The organism is Celerinatantimonas marina (genome assembly GCF_046054165.1).
In the GTDB taxonomy this organism is placed as follows: Bacteria; Pseudomonadota; Gammaproteobacteria; order Enterobacterales; family Celerinatantimonadaceae; genus Celerinatantimonas.
The window spans coordinates 101,980-125,306 of the sequence record NZ_JBFNXK010000012.1; the positions used below are offsets into that span (position 1 = coordinate 101,980).

Genomic DNA, 23,327 nt, shown 5'->3' on the forward strand with positions numbered 1-23,327 from the left:
TTGTCACCGGTGTCCTCTCAATAATCTATAAATGCCATAAATCAATAACTATTTGTTAAATATAACTATTTAAGCTTTCATTTGGACTTTTTATAGATAAATAAGGCTTAACGGTCGTGTTTTTTACGAAAACGGCAGAATGGTACAACCCTTGCGTTAATGCATAGCATCACATCATTTTTAGATCTGGAGGTGTTATGGATCAGCAATCATTGGTGGAATTACGTAATGAGCCGGCCTGTGCTCATAATCGAGGTAAACATAAAGGATGTGCCCAGCCGCATCCCGGAGCCACCCAAGGCGGATGTTTTTTTGATGGGGCTCGGAATGCGCTGATGCCGATTGTTGATGTCGCTCACTTGGTGCACGGCCCTATCAGTTGCGCCGGGAGTTCATGGGATGCCCGAGGCTCGTTAACCTCCGGGTCCCGGTTGTATCGTCAGGGGTTTACAACTGATCTGAGCGATTTAGATATCATCATGGGTCAGGGGGAAAAACGATTACTATTTTCGATCCAGAAAATTATCAAAGAATATCATCCTGCCGCGGTTTTTATTTATATGACCTGTATTCCGGCATTGCATGGGGATGATGTCGCAGCGGTTGCTCGAGCTGCCATGCAGCGGTGGCAGGTGCCGGTGATCACGGTTGACTGTGCTGGTTTTTATGGGAGTAAGAATTTGGGAAATCGCTTGGCCGGTGAGGTGCTGGTGAAACAAGTGATCGGAACTCGGGAGCCGGAACCCCCTTGCTGGACACCTCCGGGAGTGTCGCGGGTACATGATATTGGCATTATTGGTGAGTGGAATGTTGGGGGCGAATTCTGGCGCTTTTTACCCCTCTTGGATGAGTTAGGGCTACGGGTGCTCTCGACGATTAGTGGCGATAGTCGGTTTGCCGAAATTCAGACCATGCATCGAGCCGAAGCGAATCTGTTAATTTGCAGTAAGGCGCTGCTCAATGTTGCCCGGGAGATGCAGGCTCGGTATGGGATCCCTTATGTTGAAGGGAGTTATTATGGGATGAAACCCACTTCAACCGCATTACGGGCCTTAGCCAAAGCCATCGATGATCCGGATCTACAAAAAAGAACCGAACGTTTAATTCGCCGGGAAGAACGGCAGTTGAATCGGGATTTAGCTCCGTATAAAACGATGTTGACCGGGAAACGCGTTCTTATTTTTAGTGGTGGTTTTAAATCGTGGTCGCTGGTGTCGGCCATGCAGGAACTGGGATTAACAGTCGTCGCTACCGGCACAGAAAAATCAACCGATCAAGATAAGCTGCGGATCACAACATTGATGGGCGACAATGCCATTACGATCGCCGACAACGATCAACAGGCGCTGATATCGGCTTTTCGACACTATAAAGCCGATATCATGATTGCCGGGGATCGCTATATTTATTCCAGCCTTAAATCCCGTATTCCTTTCTTAGATGTTGACCATATTCGGCACATTGCCTATTCCGGTTATGACGGGATGCGTGAATTGGCCTATCAGCTGAGTCGGGCATTATCCAATCCCGTATGGCACTGGGTGGATACTCCGGCCCCTTGGGAGAATCAGCTCTCCCGTTCTCGGCGCCAGCCTCCGGCTACCGGTATTCCATTAATTGCATAAACAGAGTGAATCAAATGGCTAAATTGAAAATTAAGAATAGCCCTTTAACGATTAATCCGTTAAAGGTGAGTCAGTCCGTTGGGGCCTCTCTGGCATTTCTGGGATTGGCCAACTGTATGCCGTTGCAACATGGTGCTCGGGGCTGTACGTCGTTTAATAAGTTGTTTTTTATGCGGCATTTTCGCGAGCCGATCCCGTTGCAAACCACTGCGATGGAATTGACGGCTGTCATTATGGGCGCCGACAAAAATGTGATTGAGGCATTACGAACGATCTGTGATCGTTATCATCCGGAATTTATCGGGTTGTCGACGACTGGGCTGACGGCCACCCAAGGGGTGAGTTTGACCCATTCGGTGGCCGAATTTCGCACTCTATATCCGCAATTTAATGCAACAGCTGTGATCAAGGTGAACACCTGTGATAGTCAGGGGGGGCTGGAAATCGGTTATCAACTGGCACTTCGGGCGGTATTGGATTACGTGTTACCTGAGCAGTGTCATTCCGAACCGGATCCCTCTCAGGTCAATGTGCTGGTGTCGCCTTTGATGACGCCACGAGATATCGATGTATTAAAAGAATGGATTGAAAGTTTTGGTTTAACGCCAATTGTGTTGCCCGACATCAGTACTTCGTTGGGAGGATCTTTGATGGCGCAAGGGTTTATGCCTCTCACTCAGAGTGGTACTTGTCGTCAACAGATCGAAAAAATGGTTCAGAGCTGTGCCACATTAGTGATTGGAGCCAGCTTATTTCCATTGGCTGAGGTGCTGCAACAGCGCACTGGGGCTCCTAGTTTTCGCTTTAATGGTCTGCATGGCTTACGTCAGTGTGATGCGTTTAATCGGGTTTTGCAGCAGATTTCCGGTGAACCTGTTCCTCAGAGCCAGTGTCGAGGTCGACAGCAATTGCAAGATGCCATGTTGGATTGCCAGTTTCGGCTCGGCGTTTCACGCATAGGGATCGGCGTTGAATGTGATTTGTTGCTGGCGTTAGCTCCGGCTCTGGAAGAAGTCGGTGCGGAACTGAGTGTAGTCGTGATCCCATCTAAACCGATTGAAGCTCAGCAAGAAGCGCTCAATATGCTGAATTGTGAGACGATTCAGGTGGCTGATTTAGGGGAGTTAGAGCATCAAGGACAGCACCGAAATATTGAAGTTCTCATTAGTAATTCTCACGGTCAGGCGATTGCTCAGCATTTACAGATAGGCTTGCTTCCTGCGGGATATCCGTTGCATCGTCATGCGGGAGGGCATGCCCGGCAGTGGATTGGTTATGAAGGGAGCCGACAACTCCTGTATAGCCTGGATAATTTATTAGCCCAGTATCAGCATTTACTTTCACCTTACCATTCTAAGTTTTGGCCGCAACGTGCGGTATGAACCGGCCGATATCAAGGAGATATCACATGATAAAAGTCGCATTTGCGAGTTTGGATGGCGTCCACGTTGATCAACATTTTGGGGCCAGCGAGCAGTTAATTATTTACAGTGTGAAACCCGGGGAAGCCGATGTGGATAACATTGCGCAATTTTCGGAAGCCATTATGAAAGGAGAACATAAAAATAATGCGCTGGGGTACGAGGTAACTCGAACGGACGAGGACTCGATGTTACAGGATAACGAGACGGAACCTTCGGAACAGCCTGAAGTGTTATCGGAAGATAAAGTGATTGAAAAAATTGAATTTATTGGAGAATGTGCTGCCGTCTATGCTGCTTCTATTGGGACCTCATCGATTCGACGGCTGATGAAGGCCGGGATCCAGCCGGTGATTGTGGATTATGGTCATGATATTGTCGATTTACTGAACGAAGTGAGCTTTGCGTTGGTACATGGTGGATTATCCTGGGTGGATAAGGCGCAGGCTCAGCATAAATCTCCGGAACGTTTTGCCAATATGTTGGAGCAAGGTTGGCCAACGGATGAGTCTACAGAACGCCCCTTTTCGTGATATTAGGCACAAGACTTCCCCATCGATGACGCGGGAGTCTTGTGCTGATTTTGTTACCTCTATGAATAATATTTGACCGATTGTACGAAACCGTACAGACCCAATCTTTATTTTTACTTTAAAAACAATAAGTTAATAATGGCATAATGCTTGCTCTTAGCTAGTACAAAGATTTTTTGTAGTCGCTAAGCATAGGAGCTTAATAAAATGAAGATTCGTCAGTGCGCGATCTATGGTAAGGGTGGTATTGGGAAGTCGACCACAACTCAGAACTTGGTGGCGGCTTTAGCTGAAGCCGGGAAGAAAGTGATGATTATTGGCTGTGATCCGAAAGCTGATTCAACACGACTGATTTTGCATTCAAAAGCACAGAACACAATTATGGAAATGGCCGCAGAAGCGGGTTCTGTCGAAGATCTTGAATTAGAAGATGTATTGAAAACAGGGTATGGCAATGTCCGGTGCGTTGAATCAGGTGGTCCGGAACCGGGTGTTGGTTGTGCCGGTCGTGGGGTGATTACCGCAATTAACTTCCTGGAAGAAGAGGGAGCTTACGATGATGATCTCGACTTTGTTTTCTATGATGTGCTGGGCGATGTGGTTTGTGGTGGGTTCGCAATGCCTATTCGTGAAAATAAAGCGCAGGAAATCTACATTGTTTGTTCTGGCGAAATGATGGCGATGTATGCGGCTAACAATATTTCAAAAGGGATTTGTAAATACGCTAAATCGGGCAGTGTGCGTCTGGCCGGATTGATTTGTAACTCACGGAAAACCGATCGGGAAGATGAGCTGATTATGGCGCTGGCTGCAAAAATCGGGACGCAAATGATCCATTTTGTCCCCCGCGATAATATTGTACAACGGGCTGAAATTCGCCGGATGACCGTGATTGAATATGACCCGACCTGTAATCAGGCCGATGAATACCGGACCTTGGCTCAAAAAGTCATCAACAACAAAATGTTCGTCGTTCCCAAACCTGTCACAATGGATGAATTGGAAGAATTATTGATGGAATTTGGGATCTTGGATGTTGAGGACGAATCCATCATTGGTAAAACAGCCGCTGAAGAAGCGACCGCTTAATTGGTTGTGGTTTATTTTTGGTGGAGATGAACGTTACTTCAAGGATTAGAACGGCTCTCTTTTCGGATGGATGATCCAAAGAGAGCCGTTTTTTATCGCGTTGTATTTTCACAATACATATTGATAGGATGATGAAAGTGTTGTTAACAGTCCGCAGCTAGGGTTTGTTATGCCAAGTCTCAGAGTTCATCATCACTTAACATCGATTGCAGCGGAACAGTGGGATGCGCTGCGCACCAATGATTATCCCTTTTTATCTTATGCGTTTTTAAATGCGTTGGAACAAACGCAGTGTGTCGGCGATCCGCAGGGCTGGCATCCGCTGCATCTGACCCTTGAAGATGACCAAGGTGAGTTGATGGCGGCGATGCCGATGTATCTGAAAAGCCATTCTTGGGGGGAATATGTTTTTGATGGGGCCTGGCAAGAGGCTTGGGAGCGTGCTGGATTCCATTATTTCCCCAAATTAGTGACTTCCATTCCTTTTACTCCGGCCAGTGGTGAACGGTTTTTATTTAATGCCGACGTCTTGAGTTTTGAGCAGGCGCTGGAATATTTTGTCACGGCAGTGCGCCAATTATGCCATGAACAGCAATTTTCGGGTTGGCACGGTTTGTTTATCAAATCGGAGCAACTGGAAGCCTTTAAGCAGCAATCTTTGATCCCGCGAATGGACTGTCAGTATCACTGGTATAACCGTGGCTATCAGAATTTTGATGATTTTCTAGCCACCTTCACCTCGCGTAAGCGGAAAAACTTGCGAAAAGAACGCGCTCGGATCCAGGCTCAGGAGATTGAGTTGAAAGTGTTGGAAGGGGCGCAGATCCGTGCTGAGCAGTTGGATGCCTTCTTTGAGTTTTATCAGCTCACCTATTTAAAACATGGAATGCAGAGCTATTTAAACAAAGCGTTTTTTCAGCAATTGTTGAAAACGATGCCCGATCAGATTTTATTGGTGATGGCTTATCATCAAGGCCGGGCGGTTGCGGGAGCTTGGTCATTTAAAGACCGTCACAACCTTTATGGGCGCTATTGGGGCTGCGATGAAGAGTTTGACAGCCTGCATTTTGAAACCTGTTATTATCAGGGAATTGATTACTGCATTGCTCACGGTTTAAGTCATTTTGATCCGGGCGCTCAGGGGGAGCATAAAATTCAGCGGGGCTTTGAACCGATCCCAACGTGGTCGGTGCACTGGATTGATGATCCTCAGTTTCGTGCGGCCGTGGCTGAATTTACTCAATCTGAACAAACGTGGGTTGAGCAGCAGATGCAAGAGCTGGCCTCGCATCTGCCTTTTCATCAATCGTAACGCTTACCCGGCCACCAGCAGCGCCCGCTGCAGTTGAGTTAAACGTTCGCCGCCCGTTTTGCCGACGCGCACCGTTTCGCTAAACCCCAGCCGTCCTGCCGAGACATACATGTGAAACACCATGTTTTCTTCCAGTTGCCAATCGGCTTTGGGATGAAAGCAGCGGGAAAAATCCGATAACCGTGGAGTGCGTGCATACTGACCCAGCGAATAACCCGTCACGTTGGGATAGTCAGCTCGTAGCCCGGCGTTTAATACGCCCTGACGCACAATGGCATCAATCTCCAAAGCTTGGGCACCGGCTCGCATCGCGGCGATTTGCTGATCCTGAAGCGTGATCAGCTGTTGGGCTAATTGGCTTAGTTCCGGCGTCGGTGCGCCAATGACGATAGGGCGCATCAGTCTGGCACTGTAATCGTGGACTTTGGGGATCAGCTCGACATGTAAGATATCCCCATGTTGCAGTGGCTCATCAAGCTGGTGGGAGTGTAAAAACTGATGATCGCCCGCCGAGCGCACAATCGGACCAGTATCGCCGCTATCTGCGCCTAAACGGATAAATTCACCTGCGGCGAGGGCGCTGGCTTCCCGGGCACTATCGCCTGCCTGAATGCCCCCGGCAATGCGTTGCATGCTTTGATCGGCAATCTGAGCGGCTTTTTTAAGGCAATCGATTTCGCTGGGCAGTTTCACCTGCCGGAGCTGATCGCCGCTATGGCTAAAATGTCGCCACTGCGCTTTCGGCAGCCCCTGTTGCAGGCGCAAAAAGCTCTCTAAGGTGCAGCCGTAAGAGTGGGGATCAATGCCGATGTTCGCACCGGCAAAGCCATGGGTGATGATCGAGTCGATCGCAAATTGCCAGCCATCGACATGATCCGGATAGCTTTCGATCGCGTCGACCCAGCCGCGTTCACGGCAGGGGCCACAATCCAGCTCTCGGATCACGTACCAAGGTGCGTCGTGGCGCGGTACCAGCAGTACCCGATACAGGGTTTGGGATGAGGTAAAACCGCCGACCCAAGCCATCAGTTCCGCCTGATCAATGAGCATCAGGTCGGCACCGATGAGATCCATTTCTGCGTAAATTCGGGCCAGTCGCTGTGGGTATTCAACCGTACTGGCTGATTTGATCGGGTCTGTCATGCTAACTCACAAATTTCGATAATGGCCAACATATAAATGCGGATCATATCGATAAAGTCATTTAGCTCGACGCGTTCATCCGGCATGGTGTTGTATTTCCCACCCGGTCCACACACCACGCCCTGCATGCCTAAACGCTGATAAAAGTGCGCGGCATCGGTGCCATAAAAAGCCGGAGGGGTAATGGCCCCGGTAGGTTGCTCTTCACCGCGCACCTGTTGATAAGCCTGATTGACCGCCTTGACGATTTTAGAGTCGGGGTCGACTTCAAACGGGGCCATCAACGGGCGATCATGGCTGTCATCGATAACGATGCCGGAGAGACCCGGGTGACGTGCGCAAAGTTGATCAATGCGGGCCTGGATATCTTCAAGAACGGTAGCAACATTTTGCCCCGGCGCAAACCGGGCGGAGCCTTTTAGTCTGGCGAAATCAGCTACTTGGGGCGGACGCCATTCATCGAGCTGTTTCCCGAGTGCTGAATGCAGACTGCCGACGTGGCAGCGGTTGATTTTTTGATGCTCAGCGGTTTTCACACCATGAAAGGTCATGGCATTCAGTTCAGGGATCAGCTCGGCAGCCGCAGCCAGAGCATCGACGGCTTCTTCTCGTTTGGAAAGATGGCGGGTGCTACCAGTCAGTTCAATGGTAAACATCAGTGATCCGGCGTGCATGGTCAACGCTTGGAGATCGGTCGGCTCGCTGTTAATAAAGTAATCAGCTTTAATGCCGTGTTCGATTGCGGCAATAGTACCAATTCCGCCCTGAAGTTCTCCCACCACATAAGTCAGGATCACATCGCCTTTGAGTTTAAATCCGGCATCCATCAGGGTTTTAACGGCGCAGAAATAAGCTGCATCACCGGCTTTCATGTTAGAAACCCCGATCCCGTAGATAAACTGTTCATCGACTTTGCCTTGCCACGGATCGACGGTCCAACCTTCGGTCACCGGATTGGTATCGAGGTGGCCGTTAAATAATAAACTCGACCCTCCTCCGGTGCCTTTCCAAACTCCGATGGCATTGAGCCGGTCGCCGGGAACGCTTTGCAGCTGACTCTCAAGCCCCTGTTGGCTCATTTGTTCATTCATATAACGCGCTAAAATGCGTTCTTCTTCAGTTTCGCTATAGCTTTTGTGCTGAACCATACGGGCTAAAAAGTCGATACAGCTCTGGCGGTCAATGGTAGGTAATTGAGATGCTTTAATCATAAAAATAGAAATTCTCGTTGATCATGATAAGTGGGTCGGACTCGGAATCGCATTCATCAAGGCTTGAGTGTATGGATGGTGTCCTCCCTGAGTGGCTAATCGATTTACATCGGTGGTTTCAACTACATCGCCACGATACATAATCACCAGTTTATGGGCGATTTGGCGGATAAGGTTGAGGTCATGGGTGATAAATAGATAAGCGGTGCCGTGGCGCTCGCGCAGTTTTAATAACAGCTCGAGTACTTTAGCTTGAACCGAAACGTCCAGAGCGGCCGTGATCTCATCGCAGATCACCAGCTCTGGTTTGGCGGCAAAAGCACGGGCAATGGCGACCCGTTGTTTTTGTCCACCGGATAATTCATGGGGATAGCGCTGCGCCATGTCGGCACTTAAGCCAACATCTTCTAATAATTCGGCGATCCGTTTGGCCTCACTGCGTTTGTCTAGCTGGCTATAAAGGCGCAGCGGGCGCGCTAAAATCTCGCGAATACGCTGGCGAGGATTGAGCGAAGCATCCGGATGCTGGAAGATAATCTGCACCCGGCGGCGATAGTCGTGATTCATTTGCCGAGGGTCTGTCAGGTGTTGTTCCCCATAGTGAATGTGGCCGCTAAAAGGCACTAAACCGGTTAGCGCTTTGGCCAGTGTCGATTTACCGGAGCCGGACTCACCAATCACACCGACGATTTCACCGGCACCAACGTCGATATTTAAACGATTGGCCGCGATCATCGGCGTGTAGCTTCGACGTAATAACCGATCAATAAAACTGGGTCCGCCATATTCCACTGACAGGTTTTCAATGTGTAGCAGCGGCTGGAATGATGGGGCATCCATTTGGATTAAGCGACGCTGTGGATTCGGTACGGCGGCGACCAGTTGCTGGGTATAAGGGTGTTGCGGCTGGCTAAAAACTGTCTGAGCTGGCGCTGTTTCGACGATTTTGCCACGATTGAGGACACAAACCTGATCGGCGACTTGGGAAACCAGCGCCAGATCGTGCGAAATATACAGTGCGGCAACCTGGGTTTGTTCGCGCAGTTTGGCAAATAGTTCTAAAATCTGGGCCGAGCTGATGACATCCAGAGCCGTGGTCGGTTCATCAAAAATCAGACAATCAGGCTCACAGGCGAAAGCGGTAGCGATGAGCACACGCTGTTTTTCACCCCCGGATACTTCATGCGGGTAGCGCTTCATCATTTGCGCCGGATGTTTGAGTTCGACATCGGCCAGCAATTGTTCACCGAGCTGCCAGGCTTGGTGATAGCCAAGGCCGCGGTGGCGCGTTAACACTTCAACGACCTGTTCCCCTAGCGTCAGTGTTGGGTTCAGCGATGCGCTGGGATCTTGAAAAATCATCCCCAATTTACCCCCGCGTAGCTTTTCAATGCGGGCCGGGGAGGCTTGGGTAAGATCTTCACCGGCCAGTTTGATGCTGCCACTTTGTTCTCTGGCATTGGCGGCAAGGTAGCGCATAATGGACCAGCTCAGCGTGGTTTTACCGGAACCGGATTCACCGACTAAACCGACCACTTCGCCTTTGGCGATGCTTAAGTTAATCTCATCCAACACCCGCAAGTTACGGCTCGGTAGCATAAAATCGAGGCTGTAATGGTTGATTTCGAGAATGGACTCCATTTAGTGATTCCTTGGGTTGAGTGCATCGCGCAGACCATCGCCAAGCAAGTTAAAACCAATGGCGACAACGGCAATAGCCAGGCCCGGCATTAACATGGCCCACGGTGCACTAAAGAAATAACGACGAGCTTCAGAAACCATCAGTCCCCACTCGGGTTGAGGGGGCTGGGCGCCGAGTCCTAAAAAGCTTAAAGTGGCAAATAGCATGATGGCAAAGGCGACCCGAATCGTGGCTTCGACAATGATCGGGGCGACAATATTGGGTAGCATTTCGCTTAAGATGATGTAACGCGTGGATTCGCCGCGTGCAATCGCCGCGTTGACATAATCCTGACGACGGGCCGCAAGCGCTACGCTTCGGGCAATACGCACCATTCCGGGAATAAATGCAATGGTAATGGCCATCACCGCATTCAAGCCACTTTTGCCCAGAGTGCTGACGATGAGCAGGGCAAAGAGCAGGCTGGGAATCGACATGATCGCGTCCATGGTGCGCATGATGAACTCATCGATTTTTCCGCCCAAATAAGCGCTGGCAGTGCCAATCACTGAGCCGATCAGTGAGGCGACCAGTGTCGCTAATAGCGAGAGTAAGATGGTGGGGCGGGCACCGACTAAAATACGACTCAACAGATCCCGGCCAAATTGATCGGTCCCAAGCCAGTGAGCGGCTCCGGGAGCTTTAAAGCGGGCTAGAATCGATAGCTCGTCGTAGCGATACGGAGCCCATAAAGGGCCAAAACAGATGATGAGCAGTACCGCAAGTAAGATCACTCCCCCAATCAGCCCTTGCGGCGTTTTTAGCAGCCGTTTAAATAATTGCAGCATATGGAGTCCTTTAAGAAAATTGAATTCGCCGGTCGAGCCAGGCATAGGCTAAATCAGCCAGAAAATTCACCACACAGTAGGTGATGGCCAAGATCATCACGCCCGCCTGAATCGACGGTAGATCGCGGGAGGTGACGGCGACAATTAAAGCGCGGCCAATGCCGGGAATGGCGAAGATTTCTTCTACGACGACAATGCCGCCCAGCAGATAACCGACATCCAGTGCGATAATGGTGATGGTCGGTAATAAGCCGTTGCGCAGGGCGTGGCGTAGTAATACCCGGCGACGGCTTAATCCTTTTAAGGTGGCCGCACGAACGTAATCGGTTTTCAGCACATCGACCATCTCCGAGCGTACCATTCGCGAAACATGCGCCACCAAAATCATAGAGACTGTTAATGCCGGTAAAATCAGATGTTTGATCCCGCCGATAAAATCTTCCGAGAGCGGAACATAGCCGGTTGCGGGCAGTAACTGCCAATAGTTGGCAAACAGCAGCATCAATAGGGTGGCGGTCACAAACTCCGGGAATGAGACGCCGATATAAGAGAATAAACTGATCAGCAGATCGCTGACTTTGCCGCGTTTGATAGCCGCTAAAATCCCCAACGGAATGGCGACGATCAACATCAGCAGCAGGGAGCACACCGCGAGTAGTAATGAACGGCCCAGTGCTTGTAACATCGCTGGAGCGACGGCTTGACCAGTGCGCATCGAGGTACCGAAATCGCCGCTGAGTAGATGTGAAAACCAGTGCCAGTATTGGGTCCAAACCGGTTGATTCAATCCGAGCTGTTCTCGCAGCGCCGCCAGCGCTTCGGCGGTTGCACTTTGTCCGAGCAGGGTGGTTGCCGCATCGGCCGGTAGAATTTGAGTAATGCCAAACACTAACACCGAGACGATCAGCAGGGTGTAAATCACCAATAGCAGGCGTTTGACAAGATAAGCTGGCGTCATTTGAATATCCTTTGTGGGTGCTTAAGGTTTTCCATGCCTTAAGCACCGTGATCGATTAACTACGTGTTGGGGCACCTTTGCCAAACCAAACTTCATCGAGGCGGAAGACCGCACCACGAGGATGTAACTGGTAACCCTGTACGTAATCACGTTCGGCAGCCAGAATGTCGAAGAATGTTGGAATGACTGAAGGAATCTCATCGTGCATCAGTTGCTGTGCTGTGGCATAAAACTGAGTTCGCTTCGCAGGATCGGTGGTTTTCTGTGCGGCTTTGACGGCTGCATCAAATTGAGCGTTATTCCAGCGAGTCTCATTCCACGGAGCATCTGAGGTATAGAGCAGCGAGAAGATCGAATCGACCGTGGGTTGCATGTTATAAAAACCGACGTAGAAATTACCTTTTTTCCAAACCTGAGACAGATAAGTCGCGTGGGCCATGGTTTCAACGTTGATATTAAAGCCGGCTGGTTTGGCCATTTCGCGCACGGCAATCGCGAGTTGGGCCCGGGTTTCCGGTTTATCGGATGCAACCAGCGTGATGTCGAGTCCGTTGGCATAACCGGCTTGTTTTAGCAAAGATTTGGCTTGTGCTAAATCGACATGACGCTGGGCTAATTTGGCAAAATATTGGTAGGCTGCATTTACCGGCGTATCATTGCCTGCCGTTGCAAAACCTCCGGCGACAAACTGCAGCAGTGCCTCACGATCCACGGCCAGTGCCAGTGCTTTACGTACCCGAACATCATTAAATGGTTTTTGATCACAGCCCATATTGATGTTGAGGAATTGGCCGGAAGCCACCCGCAGTGGTTTAACTCCCTGACTGTTTTGAAAACGTTGATAATCATCGGCAGAGATAGCCATCATCAGATCGATATCACCGGAAATCAGGGCTGAACCGGCGGCGGTTGAATCGGGATAAACCACGACGTCGACCCCATCCAAATGGGGACGGTTCGGATCATAAAAGTCCGGGTTTTTCTCGACACGAATCAACCGCTCGGGTTCATAGCTCACCAGTTTAAATGGGCCGGTTCCGTTGGCGTGCTGAGCCAGTGAATCGATCCCGGCTTTGAGCTGTTGAGCCGAAACAATTTTGGCTGAAGGATAGGCCAACGCAATCGGTAAATCGGCATAGGGCTGAGAAAGTGTGATGGTGACGGTATGTGCATCATGGGCCTGTACCGATTGGATGGGGCCGATATTTTTACGACCGGTGGCCGCGGTTTTCGGATCTAAGATCGCGTTAAGGGAGGCGGCTACATCGTTTGCATTGCAATCTGAACCATCATGGAATTTTAGATTTTTGCGTAAGTTAAAGGTCCAAATGGTGAGGTCATCATTGGCTTGCCAACTTTCAGCCAAATCTGCTTCAACTTTCATATCTGGACGTAAACGAGTCAGACCGCTGTAGAGCAGCTCTGCCACCAGATATTCGGGATTCACACGAACTTTGAGAGGATTCAGAACACTGACGGCTTGATCGACACTAATACGTAGTTTCCCGCCTTTGCGGCGAATTTCACTAGCCTGTAGCGAGTTGGACCAAGGGATGAGTGTTGCGCCAGCCAGAATAGCCATTCCCCCTAAAAATTGTCGTCGGTTGATTCCATTTGAGTCTGTCATTGCACCTGATCTCCATATTTATTTTTTGATGTTGTGTGTGATGATAACCGGGTCATTTGTCTTGAGTTGTTACTGGGGCCCCTTTTCAGGTGCAAAATCTGCACATAAATAAGCCAAGATGGATTTGGCCAATGCCGCTAAATCGGCAATGGTGGTGTATTCATCGGCTGCATGGATGTGATTGTCCGGTCGCGCCAGGCCACCGAGCATCATCTCGCTTATGCCTGCTTGTTGCACCCAGCCCATATCTGAGCTGGTGGAGGAACCCCAACATGTAAATTGTTCGGGTGCATAACCAAAGCCAAGACTTTGCGCGGCTTGCCAACGCGGTTGATTCGGACCGGTAGGGTCATTAACTGGAGCGAGGTGACCAATGATTTCGGTTTCATAACGACAGGCCTGACTATGACGCATGGCATCATCAATGCATTGCTTTAGTTCAGCCATCACTGCGGTAAAGGATTCTTCCGGTGCATAGCGGCGATTGATCAGAAGTTCATATTTCGCGGGGATCGTTGAGCCTTTACTCCCACCGTGGGCGGCGGCGATGGTGAGCCGTGAGCGCAGCGGTTCACCTTTGAAGTGGGGCGGGGCTGGCATGGCCGAAATACGCTGTTCCACCTCGTGCTTGAGCGAATACAGTGCATTCATCACGGGCAGTGCTTGCTCAATGGCGTTGACGGCCCCCAGTGGTTCGCCCGAGTGTGTTGAGTGGCCGAAAATACGAATAATCAGGTCAATACTACCAAAACAGCCGCCCCAAATCCGAGGTAGCGCACCCCCGTTAAAATTGAGAATATGACCCTTTAGATACCCTTGCTCGGCCAGATAACGAATACCGGGATACAGACCCCCTTCTTCATCGGTGCACAGCAATAGAGAGGGTGAAAACTGAAGTGGCAAATTAAAGGTCTGGATAGCACGAAGTGCGGCAAGTGCGGCAACAATCGTACCTTTCATATCCGCACTGCCGCGGCCATAGAGTCGCCCATCCTGCTCCGTGAGAGTTAAAGGGGGAACGCTCCAACCATCACCAGGGGGGACGGTATCGACATGAAAATAGAGATGGCAGGGGGGGAGATTAGAGGCCATGCCATCGGCGATAACATTAACTCGAGCCCCTGCCAGTGGGGTATCGCTGGTTTGCCATAGTTGGTCTGGAACGTGGATGCGTTGGGTATGAAAGCCTAAGGTATGGAGTTGGGGTTCAATGAGATCGGCAAATGCCGGGTAGCCGTCACCCGGAGGGAAACAGGTATCGAGTTCAAGCATTTGTTGAAGATCATGGATCATTTGTTGCTGATCCTGTTCGATGTAATATAGAGCTTGTTTAAATGGGGACGGCTCCGACATGATCAAAAGTCCATTTTTTATTTCTATATAGATTATATATAATAAATTAAAGGCGACGATGTCAATAAGGATGATGGATGGAAAAACACACAGATCAGGAGCAAATATCAGCCGATGCGGGCTCCAAAGCGGATATGAGCGATTTCCCGAATCTTCGCGATGAAGAAGGTGCCCCGCTTTACGAGGTGGTTAAACGCTATATTTGGCAAGCGATTGTAATGGGGAAATGGCCAACGGGTACGGTGTTACCTGCGGAGAATGAGCTGGCGATTCATTTTGGTGTCTCGGTGGGAACCATCCGTAAATCATTGACCGCTTTAACCAGTGAAGGTGTGCTGATGCGTCGGCGTAAAACCGGCACGGTGGTGACCGGTTGGGCCCCACTGCATAATTTGCGCTATTTCTTTCAGTATTTCCGTCTGCACGACAAAGAGGGGGAACTAGTCCATTCGAAAACCCATTTATTGGATTATCAACGGGGTGAGGCGAATGAAGATGAAGCTACAAAATTGCAGTTGGGCGACAATCGTGAAGTGATCCGTCTGCATCGGTTACGCGAAGTTTCGGGGATTAAAGCGATGCATGAGTGGATGGTTTTACCCGCAGCACGGCTCCAGCACTTTCCCGAAGCATCGCAATTGCCGGAGTTGCTCTATCAGTATCTTTTAAAAGATCATGGATTGCGAGTGGCCGCCGTTCGCGAAACGGTCTCGGCGCAGCTGGCAAATGAGGAAGATTGTCAGTTGTTGGAGTTACAGGCCCCGCATGCGGTGATGGTGATTGATGAAATCTCATTTGATCAGACGGCCGTTCCCATCGTATTGGCTCACCATCGAGCGAGTACCGATTATTTTTCTTATATCAATGAGATCCGCTAATTGAAAAGGTATTTGGGGAATAATCCCCAAATACCGTCCATTTGATGGGAATTTTAATTGGTGCGATTCAGACCTCGTTTAAAGGCTGAAAGATGTTTCTCTGAAGCATTCATCAGTGCTTTAAATACCGATTGTACATCCGTATTCCCTTTTTGATTGAGCAACGGATTCTCTAAAAAGGCTTGGTACATCGCGATATTGTCGATTTCGGCCTGTACCCCAGTTTGCATCGCGGCCTTAAGGGATTGAGGCAGGATGACATGTTCGGTCGCTGTGTCGGCTGGGAGCGTCAGGCCGCGCTGAGTAAAGATCTGAGAGAGTCGTTTAATATGCTGATTTTCAGCATTAATAATGTTGGAAAAAGGTTTGATATTGCCATACTTTTGCAAAATGAGCCGATATTCCGCGCGGGCTAAGTATTCATCTTGAATCGCATAGGTCAGCATCTGCTCGATGTTGGGTGATGAATTTAGCTTGGCCGCAGCGGCACCAAATTCTGTAGCCTGACCAGGATGAATCAAGGTCAAGAGTGTCAACATTAGAGTGAAATAGAACCGTTTCATGAGGTCACCTCAGCTATTTTTTTATAGCATAGTCCAAAAATAAACGGTTTAATAAATTTATCAGCAATGAACATGATAACGGTGTGAGCCCGCGTAGGAACTACGCCACAAGCGGCTGTGGCGTAGCAGAGATGTCCTGTTCACTTAACTCATGATGCGTTACGGCGATTCAGTAAATATACCAGCGACAGCATCACCGGAACTTCAACTAAAACCCCGACTACAGTGGCTAATGCCGCTCCCGAGTGCAGCCCAAATAACGAAATGGCGACGGCGACCGCCAATTCAAAAAAGTTAGATGTGCCGATCATGCAGGCAGGGGCCGCAATCTCATGAGGGAGTTTTAAACGCTTAGCCGCATAGTCACTTATGGCAAAGATGCCGTAGGTTTGCAGTAATAATGGAATGGCGATCATCAAAATAATTAAAGGTTTCGCTGTAATGGTTGGGGCTTGCAACGCAAACAGTAAAATGACTGTCAGTAACAGACCAATGATTGACCACGGTTTGAGTTTTAGGACCAGTGCCGAAAGTTTTTCAGGGCTTAAACGGCGGCGGGTGATATAACCCGTTAACAGTGGGAGAACCACGTATAGGAGCACTGAGATCAGTAGCGTATCCCAAGGGACCTCAATTTGACTTATGCCGAGTAAAAAGGCCGTAATGGGTGCAAAAGCAAACACCATGATGAGATCGTTAATTGCCACTTGTACCAAGGTATAGTTGGGATCTCCTTTAGTCAGTTGGCTCCAGACAAAGACCATCGCTGTACAAGGGGCAGCCCCAAGCAAAATCATGCCGGCGATATAATCGCTGGCGGTATCCGAGCTGACCCACGGCGAGAAAATCCCTCTGAAAAAGAGCCAACCGAGTAGGGCCATCGTAAAAGGCTTGATCAGCCAGTTGACGACTAAAGTCAGTAATAGTCCTTTGGGACGACGTCCGACATGGCGAATGGCTCTAAAGTCAATTTGGATCATCATCGGATAGATCATCAACCAAATTAAAACGGCGACCACCAGATTGACATGTGCATATTCACAGGCAGCCACTTGAGCAAATAGCTCTGGTATCAGGTTTCCTAGCAGCACACCCGCTATGATCGCGAATGCCACCCATACGGACAGGTATTTTTCAAAGCGTCCCATCAATTGGCTCCTGAATTAATTGGTTCTGACGATTGCACCGAGCGCAGTAAAGGCGGAGGGGCGCTGCTGCGGTGGAAGTTTGGCAATCGTTTTAAGCTCATCCACTCGTGATGCAATGACCGCAATGGTCTTTCTAAATGCCTCGGCCAGTTGCGATTCGGTGCCGGTCAGTTTGGATGGATCTTGCAGCTCCCAATGGACCACCAACGCATTGCCAAACCAGACCGGGCAAGCTTCTTTAGCTGCGGAATCACAGACGGTAATCACAACATCGGGGTGAAAATCAGCAAAATCATCCCAAGACTGGCTACGTAAATGATCGGTGTTAATCCCGGCTTCATTTAAATATCGAATCGATAGCGGATGCACTTCTCCGGCTGGCTGACTCCCGGCACTTCGGGCCTCAAGAATCTCACCGGCTAATTGACGGGTGATTGCTTCGGAGAGAATACTCCGGCAACGGTTATGGGTGCAGATATACAGTATTTTCATGATCGGGTCTCACAGCGAGCTGGGCCACAGGCCGCTAATCGTTGATGGCAGTGTTGTAAATAATCCGGGTGCAGTTGTGCGGTCTTATGTAATAGTTCCGCGATCCATTCTGGAAGTTGCGGATGCAAACGGTAGTGGATCCATTTGCCGCGCCGTTCATCACTGACCAAATTGAGCTCCCGCAACATTGCCAGATGACGTGAGACTTTGGGCTGGCTTAATGCTAGCGCTGTTTGTAGTTCACAGACACACAAAGAGCCATGTTCGCTGAGTAATAGCAGAGACTTGAGGCGGGTGTCATCGGCGAGTAATTTAAACAGATCGACAGGTGATTGCATCGGGACTCCTTATATATGGATAATCATATATATGAAATTTCATATGTAAAGTGAATTTTGGATGACCTCGAGAGAGGGGATGAGGATCAAATAGAACTTGATGGGGTTGATGAAACAGTTTTCATACGCCGTTCGTGGGTCAAATAGATGATGGCGATGGCGGCCGAGACGGCACCGGACAATGCGCCGATAGCGAGCCCCCAGCGGGCCCCAAATTGGTTGATGATCCAGCCGACAATCGGTGCGCCAATGGGGGTCCCCCCCATCAAGATAGCCATACGAATAGCGATGACTCGTCCGCGCATCAGTGGATCGGTCGAGAGTTGGACCAGACTGTTATTGGTGTTGTTAAAAATGAGCGTAGAGATCCCGATCACAACCAAGATGACGGCAAAAAATAGATAGTTGGGGGAAAAGGCGGCGATACTGCAACCTAAGGCAAAAATAACGGAGCCGAATAATAAGGTATGCATTTTGGGCTGAGTTTGCATGGCCGAAATCAGTGAGCCGATGAGGGTGCCAATCGCCAGACAGGAGGAAAGGAGCCCGTAACCTTTCGCATCGGTATGAAAGACGGAAGCCGCCATCGTTGAAATAAAAATTGGAAAATTCAGGCCGAAGGTTCCGATGACAAAGGCCATTAGCAAAATTGCGCGAAGATCTGGTCGTTTCCAGACATAAATAAAACCCGCAGTAAAACTTCCTTTGCTTCGCACTGGATGAATATCGCGTTCGAAAAATTGGTCGGGACGCAGTTTGAATAAAACCCATAAAATGGCCCCATAAGAGAGGCCATTGAGAACGAATGCCCAGCCGGTGCCAATTGCAGCGATCAGTAGCCCGGCGATTGCAGGGCCAATCATGCGGGCGGCATTAAATGAGGTCGAGTTTAGAGCAACGGCATTGGCTAAATCGCCGCTTGGGACTAAGTTGCTGACAAAGTTTTGACGAAGGGGAGCATCCAGTGCTGAGGCACAGCCAAACAAGAAAGCGATTAGATAAACCTGCCATAGGGTGATGATCCCGGATATGGTCATCACACCCAATAATAGCGAGAATATGCCCATCAATGATTGGGTGATCCGCATAAATTTGCGTTTATCCACGTAGTCAGCCACAAATCCGGTGACGGGTAACAACAAAAGTTGTGGCCCAAATTGGCAAGCCATGACAATCCCTACCGCGGAAGCATTATGTTCGGTCAGTTGGGTTAGAACTAACCAGTCTTGAGCGGTTCGCTGCATCCAAGTTCCGACATTGGAGACCAAACAGCCTAAGGCCCACAGTCGATAGTTATAACTTCTAAAGGAACGAACCAGATTTGTTAAAGGATTTCTCATGTGGCCTTAAAATGATTGAGCAGCCTCTAGCGACAGTAATTTACTCGTATTTGTATGTATCTAACACAATTTTATTGGTTTTGTGCCGTTATATTACGAAATCATGAACCGGTTAGACGGTGATTTATCGAAATGGAAAAGCCGAGAGTTGTCCCTCGGGCTTCTTTCAAGCTATCCTGAACGGTACGCTCCTGTTCACTTTACGCATTTTAGCTTTACAGGCCCTAGCGTCCGCCGAGTATACGGCCAATTCCTCCTAAAACGGAGCCCTCGCCTTTATCATCACCGCCATGCGCGGGAGCACTGGCTATCAGTCGATCGGCCAAACGGGAGGCTTTGCAACCAAACGGTTCCATGTCCCTGTAAGGTCGCCAAAAACAGACCATCGCTCTTGTGGATCGAGTTCAACTTCGACCAGCGCCTATATTTCATAATCAACTTGATGGGCAGCGTTTGCTCCTGTCGGGAAAGATTTGATTATAGGGGAAAATGATGGCGGTTAAATGTGCGAAGCGATGCAAAAACCGGCGAATCAAGATCCACCGGTTATGATTAAAGACGTGATTTAGGAAGATTAGCCGATATCGATGCTGGCATAGTGGCCATGATGAACCGCACTGGCGACTTTGCCGGGACGGACACAGTCACCGATGGGCCAGAAGTCTAGTACGGTTTCACGAAGTTGTTCTCGTTCCTGGGCACGTGATTTCATCCCTACCGAACAGAAGATCGTATCGGCTGGGAAGGTAAGCTGATGACCTTGGCTGTCTTCAGCAATCACACCTTCAGCGGTGATCGCTTTAACTTTGGTACTTAAGTGGACATCAATGCCTTCGCGTAATTCAATGTTGAGTCCCATTTTGTGGAAGACATTGGCGTCGATGGCAAAATCATCCCGTGCTTCAAGCAAGGTGACTTTTTTATGCTCACGTTTAAAGTGGATGGCAGTTTCTGAACCGACCAATCCCGCGCCAATAATCACCACATTCTCGCCGATATTCGGAGTTTCTTTGGCCAGTTCAGAGCAATAAACGACTCGTGGGTCATCGATACCCGGAATGTTGGGGTGGATAGGGGTTGCGCCAATCGCGCAGATCAGAGCATCGGGCTGGATCGCATCCACCAGCGTTGGATCGACCGGAGTGTTCAACCGAACTTCAATGTTGTCATATTGTTCGATTTGATGGATGAGCCATTTTGAAAAACCGTAGTAGTTCTTTTTAAAATCAACATGGGCTTCACAGTTGATTTGGCCCCCGAGTTTATCGGTGGCTTCGCACAGGATCACTTGATGATGGCGTTGAGCGGCAGTGAGTGCTGCTTGCATTCCACCGGGGCCTCCGCCTGCAATTAAGATTTTTTTAGGTGATTCAGGCAGTGGGGTTGGGGAGAAGTAGAGTTCTTCTTCACCGATAACAGGGTTGATGGCACAGGCTGTATCTCGGGTCATAATGATGGTGTCCATACAGTGATGGCAACGCATGCATTTCCGAATATCTTGATCCCGGCCTTCTTGTGCTTTTTTCGGCAGGAATGGATCCGCCATGAGGGCTCGGGCCATTTCGACGATATCGGCTTTCCCGGAGGCAATGATCTCTTCGGCAATGTCGGGTTCGGTCAGCGCACCGACCACGGCAACCGGCTTGCGGACATGTTTTTTGATTTCAGCGGCTAGATCGACATTGACCCCATGTGGGACGAACATCGAGGGGTGGGTTCGGACGAATGTTTCGGGAATACACTGGTTCCCGGCACTGACATGAATAATATCGACGTAAGGTTCGATGCCTTGGGCAATTTTAATGGCTTCATCCAAGCCGTGCCCTTCCGGGTATAGCTCCAGTGCATTCATCCGGAATTCAATCGGAAATCCCGGGCCGACCGCATCTCGGATCGCTTTGAGCAGCATAATGGGGAAGCGTAAGCGGTTTTCGAGTGAACCGCCATATTGATCGGTGCGTTGGTTGGTCGGTGATAAAAACTGGCTGATCAACCAGCCGTGGCCACCATGTACCATAACCATTTCAAAGCCTGCTCGTTTGACCAGTGCTGCACTGCGACCGAATGATTCGGCCAGTTCTTTGATCATGGCTTCATCTAGTTCAAATACTTCGACCCCCTCTTCGGTAAATTCATGCATGGGCCCGTAAGGTTTGTATTTGGGATGCGGGTTTTCCAGATTTGGGATCCCGGCGTATTTACCGCCGTGTGAGAGTTCGATACTGGGAATGCAGTTATGACGCCGAATTGTTCGGGCGGCATGAGTGAGTGAAGGCAGAATCAGTGGATCGTAGAGATGTAACTCTTTGGTATGTGGGCTGCCACCTTCTTGTACAATCGATTGACCAACCGTGACGTTGGCGGCTCCCCCTTTGGCGCGTAACTCGAAGAATGCGATGTTTTCTTGAGAGAGAAAACATTCAGGTGAGAGTTCCTGTAGTGATACCGGTGCGGAGAATAGCCGGTTTTTAAATGTGATATTTCCGATCTGTAGCGGAGAAAATAGGTGTGGATATTTTAGTTTCATCATACTCGTCTCTATTTTTAAAATTATTATAAGATGTGCACAATCGATGGTAGGGCAAATAATTAGGCTAACTATTAAAGTAGATCAATTGAATGCTCATAAAAAATATTTTTTAAGTTTAAAATAAAATAATTTTATTGTTTTAAACAAAAAAATTTATATATGTTGAAATTACTAATGTTAAGGCTTGATTATTTTTTACTGAGATCACTATTTTTACTTGTTTTATATTTATGTTGTTAGGTGTATCTATTTAATTAAAAAGAATAATTTAAATTAATATAGCCAATTCCATATGACTCACTCTTCAATGATGATGACTGAAATTAAAAATAAATTAATGTTTAATAAATTATTAATATTTATATTATTAAATATTTAACGATACTGTTATCTATTAAAAGGAGTTGTTTATGAGAGTAATTAAATTGCTACTTTTTTTAAGTAGTGCCATGTTATCTATAGCTGTTAAGGCCGATAATTTTCAGCGCTTAGATGAAGCATTACCGGATCAAATGAATATTACGGCATTCGCACCGGTGTTTGATTTTGATAGTGATAGTTGTTTACCGAGCGCCGGTATTAGTCGCAGTGGCGTTCAAAATGGTGGACTGAACCCCTCGGGGAGCCTGACCGGAGGATGTCGAAATGCGCAATTTTTACAAAGTGCCAACAGCTATCACCGCTATGCCTGTTTGGAGCAGAATGGCCATCAGTATTGTGGCCACTTTTTTGCGCTTTATTTTTTAAAAGATCAAGTATTGGCGGGGATCAATAGTGGACATCGCCATGACTGGGAACAGGTGGCAATATGGACAGAAGATGGCCGAGTCGTCTATGGTGGATATAGTGCGCATGGTGATATGTATAACCTCCCGGCGGCTGAAATTCCGCAGCAAAACGGTCATTTGAAATTTGTATATCATAAAGATGGTGTTTTAACGCATGCGTTTCGCTTTGCTAAAACTGATGAAAATGCAGAAAATCCCTATGGACAATTTGTCACGCCTATTATTGTTAATTGGTATCAAATGTCGGGGGATTCTGTTGCAAATGAACAATTACGTCAGTCCCTGAACGCTTTTGATTATGGCAATGCAATCGTTCCCATTAAAGATAGTAATTTCTTAACGAATCTGAATCGATTTCGTCCGGCGAGTTTTCCTGAATTCACTCGTGCGAGTGTGACTCAGTCTCGTTAATGTGAATTGAAGCGAATGCCGGTATTTATGTAGCATGCAACAGCTTGATTGGGATAGTGTTTTATTCTGTCATCAGTGATATGAATAGTTATTTATTA

General features: G+C 48.7%; 20 protein-coding genes and 1 pseudogene. 7 read left to right on the top strand and 14 right to left on the bottom strand.

The window, feature by feature from the left end; genetic code table 11:
- The first annotated feature begins 197 nt into the window (after positions 1 to 197).
- The 5 genes from nifE to ABUE20_RS13700 all read left to right on the top strand — a co-directional run bounded on the left by nifE (position 198) and on the right by ABUE20_RS13700 (position 5,980).
- The gene (gene nifE / locus ABUE20_RS13680; RefSeq protein ID WP_408620498.1) at positions 198 to 1,625 is read left to right on the top strand and encodes a nitrogenase iron-molybdenum cofactor biosynthesis protein NifE; all 1,428 of its coding nucleotides are present in this window, start codon (positions 198 to 200) and stop codon (positions 1,623 to 1,625) included.
- Between the two features lie 14 nt (positions 1,626 to 1,639).
- Positions 1,640 to 3,007 (top strand): nitrogenase iron-molybdenum cofactor biosynthesis protein NifN, encoded by a 1,368-nt coding sequence (nifN, locus tag ABUE20_RS13685; RefSeq protein WP_408620499.1) that lies wholly within the window; start codon positions 1,640 to 1,642, stop codon positions 3,005 to 3,007.
- Positions 3,008 to 3,033: 26 nt separating this feature from the next.
- Positions 3,034 to 3,579: a NifB/NifX family molybdenum-iron cluster-binding protein gene (locus ABUE20_RS13690; RefSeq protein ID WP_408620500.1), complete on the top strand. Its 546-nt coding sequence runs from the start codon at positions 3,034 to 3,036 to the stop codon at positions 3,577 to 3,579.
- A gap of 207 nt (positions 3,580 to 3,786) precedes the next feature.
- Complete coding sequence (gene nifH, locus ABUE20_RS13695; RefSeq protein ID WP_408620501.1) at positions 3,787 to 4,668, top strand: nitrogenase iron protein; 882 nt, start codon at positions 3,787 to 3,789, stop codon at positions 4,666 to 4,668.
- 169 nt (positions 4,669 to 4,837) lie between these two features.
- On the top strand, positions 4,838 to 5,980 hold the full coding sequence (locus ABUE20_RS13700) for a GNAT family N-acetyltransferase (RefSeq protein WP_408620502.1): 1,143 nt from the start codon (positions 4,838 to 4,840) through the stop codon (positions 5,978 to 5,980).
- Positions 5,981 to 5,983: 3 nt separating this feature from the next.
- Here the strand turns inward: ABUE20_RS13700 and ABUE20_RS13705 are convergent, their stop codons facing one another.
- The 7 genes from ABUE20_RS13705 to ABUE20_RS13735 form a co-directional block, all read right to left on the bottom strand.
- A complete protein-coding gene (locus tag ABUE20_RS13705) occupies positions 5,984 to 7,123 on the bottom strand; it encodes a M24 family metallopeptidase (protein WP_408620503.1) in 1,140 nt (379 codons plus the stop codon).
- The gene (locus ABUE20_RS13710) at positions 7,120 to 8,334 is read right to left on the bottom strand and encodes a M20 family metallopeptidase (RefSeq protein ID WP_408620504.1); all 1,215 of its coding nucleotides are present in this window, start codon (positions 8,332 to 8,334) and stop codon (positions 7,120 to 7,122) included. Before ABUE20_RS13710 ends, ABUE20_RS13705 begins: the two co-directional genes overlap by 4 nt.
- Before the next feature lie 21 nt (positions 8,335 to 8,355).
- Positions 8,356 to 9,975 carry a dipeptide ABC transporter ATP-binding protein gene (locus ABUE20_RS13715; protein ID WP_408620505.1) on the bottom strand — a complete coding sequence of 540 codons (1,620 nt, stop codon included), beginning with the start codon at positions 9,973 to 9,975 and terminating at the stop codon, positions 8,356 to 8,358.
- Positions 9,976 to 10,803: an ABC transporter permease gene (locus ABUE20_RS13720; RefSeq protein WP_408620506.1), complete on the bottom strand. Its 828-nt coding sequence runs from the start codon at positions 10,801 to 10,803 to the stop codon at positions 9,976 to 9,978. It abuts the gene before it with no gap.
- A gap of 10 nt (positions 10,804 to 10,813) precedes the next feature.
- Positions 10,814 to 11,761: an ABC transporter permease gene (locus ABUE20_RS13725; protein ID WP_408620507.1), complete on the bottom strand. Its 948-nt coding sequence runs from the start codon at positions 11,759 to 11,761 to the stop codon at positions 10,814 to 10,816.
- 55 nt (positions 11,762 to 11,816) lie between these two features.
- Positions 11,817 to 13,388: an ABC transporter substrate-binding protein gene (locus tag ABUE20_RS13730; protein ID WP_408620508.1), complete on the bottom strand. Its 1,572-nt coding sequence runs from the start codon at positions 13,386 to 13,388 to the stop codon at positions 11,817 to 11,819.
- 69 nt (positions 13,389 to 13,457) lie between these two features.
- A complete protein-coding gene (locus tag ABUE20_RS13735) occupies positions 13,458 to 14,741 on the bottom strand; it encodes a M20 family metallopeptidase (protein ID WP_408620509.1) in 1,284 nt (427 codons plus the stop codon).
- Between the two features lie 77 nt (positions 14,742 to 14,818).
- Between ABUE20_RS13735 and ABUE20_RS13740 the strand changes: the two genes are divergently transcribed.
- On the top strand, positions 14,819 to 15,619 hold the full coding sequence (locus ABUE20_RS13740) for a GntR family transcriptional regulator (protein WP_408620510.1): 801 nt from the start codon (positions 14,819 to 14,821) through the stop codon (positions 15,617 to 15,619).
- Between the two features lie 53 nt (positions 15,620 to 15,672).
- Here the strand turns inward: ABUE20_RS13740 and ABUE20_RS13745 are convergent, their stop codons facing one another.
- The 7 genes and pseudogenes from ABUE20_RS13745 to ABUE20_RS13775 form a co-directional block, all read right to left on the bottom strand.
- Positions 15,673 to 16,182, bottom strand: coding sequence for a DUF2202 domain-containing protein (locus ABUE20_RS13745; RefSeq protein WP_408620511.1), 510 nt, complete (start codon positions 16,180 to 16,182; stop codon positions 15,673 to 15,675).
- 149 nt (positions 16,183 to 16,331) lie between these two features.
- On the bottom strand, positions 16,332 to 17,330 hold the full coding sequence (gene arsB, locus ABUE20_RS13750) for an ACR3 family arsenite efflux transporter (RefSeq protein ID WP_408620512.1): 999 nt from the start codon (positions 17,328 to 17,330) through the stop codon (positions 16,332 to 16,334).
- A gap of 15 nt (positions 17,331 to 17,345) precedes the next feature.
- Positions 17,346 to 17,822 carry an arsenate reductase ArsC gene (locus tag ABUE20_RS13755; RefSeq protein WP_408620513.1) on the bottom strand — a complete coding sequence of 159 codons (477 nt, stop codon included), beginning with the start codon at positions 17,820 to 17,822 and terminating at the stop codon, positions 17,346 to 17,348.
- Positions 17,819 to 18,160 carry a metalloregulator ArsR/SmtB family transcription factor gene (locus ABUE20_RS13760; RefSeq protein ID WP_408620514.1) on the bottom strand — a complete coding sequence of 114 codons (342 nt, stop codon included), beginning with the start codon at positions 18,158 to 18,160 and terminating at the stop codon, positions 17,819 to 17,821. Before ABUE20_RS13760 ends, ABUE20_RS13755 begins: the two co-directional genes overlap by 4 nt.
- A gap of 86 nt (positions 18,161 to 18,246) precedes the next feature.
- On the bottom strand, positions 18,247 to 19,500 hold the full coding sequence (locus ABUE20_RS13765; protein WP_408620515.1) for an MFS transporter: 1,254 nt from the start codon (positions 19,498 to 19,500) through the stop codon (positions 18,247 to 18,249).
- 224 nt (positions 19,501 to 19,724) lie between these two features.
- Positions 19,725 to 19,887, bottom strand: a pseudogene (locus ABUE20_RS13770) (TIGR00266 family protein); the annotation flags it as partial.
- A 187-nt stretch (positions 19,888 to 20,074) separates the two neighbouring features.
- On the bottom strand, positions 20,075 to 22,030 hold the full coding sequence (locus tag ABUE20_RS13775; RefSeq protein ID WP_408620516.1) for an oxidoreductase: 1,956 nt from the start codon (positions 22,028 to 22,030) through the stop codon (positions 20,075 to 20,077).
- A gap of 410 nt (positions 22,031 to 22,440) precedes the next feature.
- Between ABUE20_RS13775 and ABUE20_RS13780 the strand changes: the two genes are divergently transcribed.
- Positions 22,441 to 23,229: an NPP1 family protein gene (locus ABUE20_RS13780; protein WP_408620517.1), complete on the top strand. Its 789-nt coding sequence runs from the start codon at positions 22,441 to 22,443 to the stop codon at positions 23,227 to 23,229.
- The last annotated feature ends 98 nt before the right edge of the window (positions 23,230 to 23,327 follow it).

What these genes read in the sequence shown, in the direction of transcription:
- ABUE20_RS13740 (WP_408620510.1), top strand. Translation starts at nt 14,819, where the DNA reads ATGGAAAAACACACAGATCAGGAGCAAATATCAGCCGATGCGGGCTCC.
- nifE (WP_408620498.1), top strand. Translation starts at nt 198, where the DNA reads ATGGATCAGCAATCATTGGTGGAATTACGTAATGAGCCGGCCTGTGCT.
- nifH (WP_408620501.1), top strand. Translation starts at nt 3,787, where the DNA reads ATGAAGATTCGTCAGTGCGCGATCTATGGTAAGGGTGGTATTGGGAAG.
- ABUE20_RS13690 (WP_408620500.1), top strand. Translation starts at nt 3,034, where the DNA reads ATGATAAAAGTCGCATTTGCGAGTTTGGATGGCGTCCACGTTGATCAA.
- ABUE20_RS13780 (WP_408620517.1), top strand. Translation starts at nt 22,441, where the DNA reads ATGAGAGTAATTAAATTGCTACTTTTTTTAAGTAGTGCCATGTTATCT.
- ABUE20_RS13715 (WP_408620505.1), bottom strand. Translation starts at nt 9,975, where the DNA reads ATGGAGTCCATTCTCGAAATCAACCATTACAGCCTCGATTTTATGCTA.
- ABUE20_RS13735 (WP_408620509.1), bottom strand. Translation starts at nt 14,741, where the DNA reads ATGTCGGAGCCGTCCCCATTTAAACAAGCTCTATATTACATCGAACAG.
- ABUE20_RS13700 (WP_408620502.1), top strand. Translation starts at nt 4,838, where the DNA reads ATGCCAAGTCTCAGAGTTCATCATCACTTAACATCGATTGCAGCGGAA.
- ABUE20_RS13720 (WP_408620506.1), bottom strand. Translation starts at nt 10,803, where the DNA reads ATGCTGCAATTATTTAAACGGCTGCTAAAAACGCCGCAAGGGCTGATT.
- ABUE20_RS13745 (WP_408620511.1), bottom strand. Translation starts at nt 16,182, where the DNA reads ATGAAACGGTTCTATTTCACTCTAATGTTGACACTCTTGACCTTGATT.
- arsB (WP_408620512.1), bottom strand. Translation starts at nt 17,330, where the DNA reads ATGGGACGCTTTGAAAAATACCTGTCCGTATGGGTGGCATTCGCGATC.
- nifN (WP_408620499.1), top strand. Translation starts at nt 1,640, where the DNA reads ATGGCTAAATTGAAAATTAAGAATAGCCCTTTAACGATTAATCCGTTA.
- ABUE20_RS13730 (WP_408620508.1), bottom strand. Translation starts at nt 13,388, where the DNA reads ATGACAGACTCAAATGGAATCAACCGACGACAATTTTTAGGGGGAATG.
- ABUE20_RS13705 (WP_408620503.1), bottom strand. Translation starts at nt 7,123, where the DNA reads ATGACAGACCCGATCAAATCAGCCAGTACGGTTGAATACCCACAGCGA.
- ABUE20_RS13765 (WP_408620515.1), bottom strand. Translation starts at nt 19,500, where the DNA reads ATGAGAAATCCTTTAACAAATCTGGTTCGTTCCTTTAGAAGTTATAAC.
- ABUE20_RS13710 (WP_408620504.1), bottom strand. Translation starts at nt 8,334, where the DNA reads ATGATTAAAGCATCTCAATTACCTACCATTGACCGCCAGAGCTGTATC.
- ABUE20_RS13775 (WP_408620516.1), bottom strand. Translation starts at nt 22,030, where the DNA reads ATGATGAAACTAAAATATCCACACCTATTTTCTCCGCTACAGATCGGA.
- ABUE20_RS13755 (WP_408620513.1), bottom strand. Translation starts at nt 17,822, where the DNA reads ATGAAAATACTGTATATCTGCACCCATAACCGTTGCCGGAGTATTCTC.
- ABUE20_RS13725 (WP_408620507.1), bottom strand. Translation starts at nt 11,761, where the DNA reads ATGACGCCAGCTTATCTTGTCAAACGCCTGCTATTGGTGATTTACACC.
- ABUE20_RS13760 (WP_408620514.1), bottom strand. Translation starts at nt 18,160, where the DNA reads ATGCAATCACCTGTCGATCTGTTTAAATTACTCGCCGATGACACCCGC.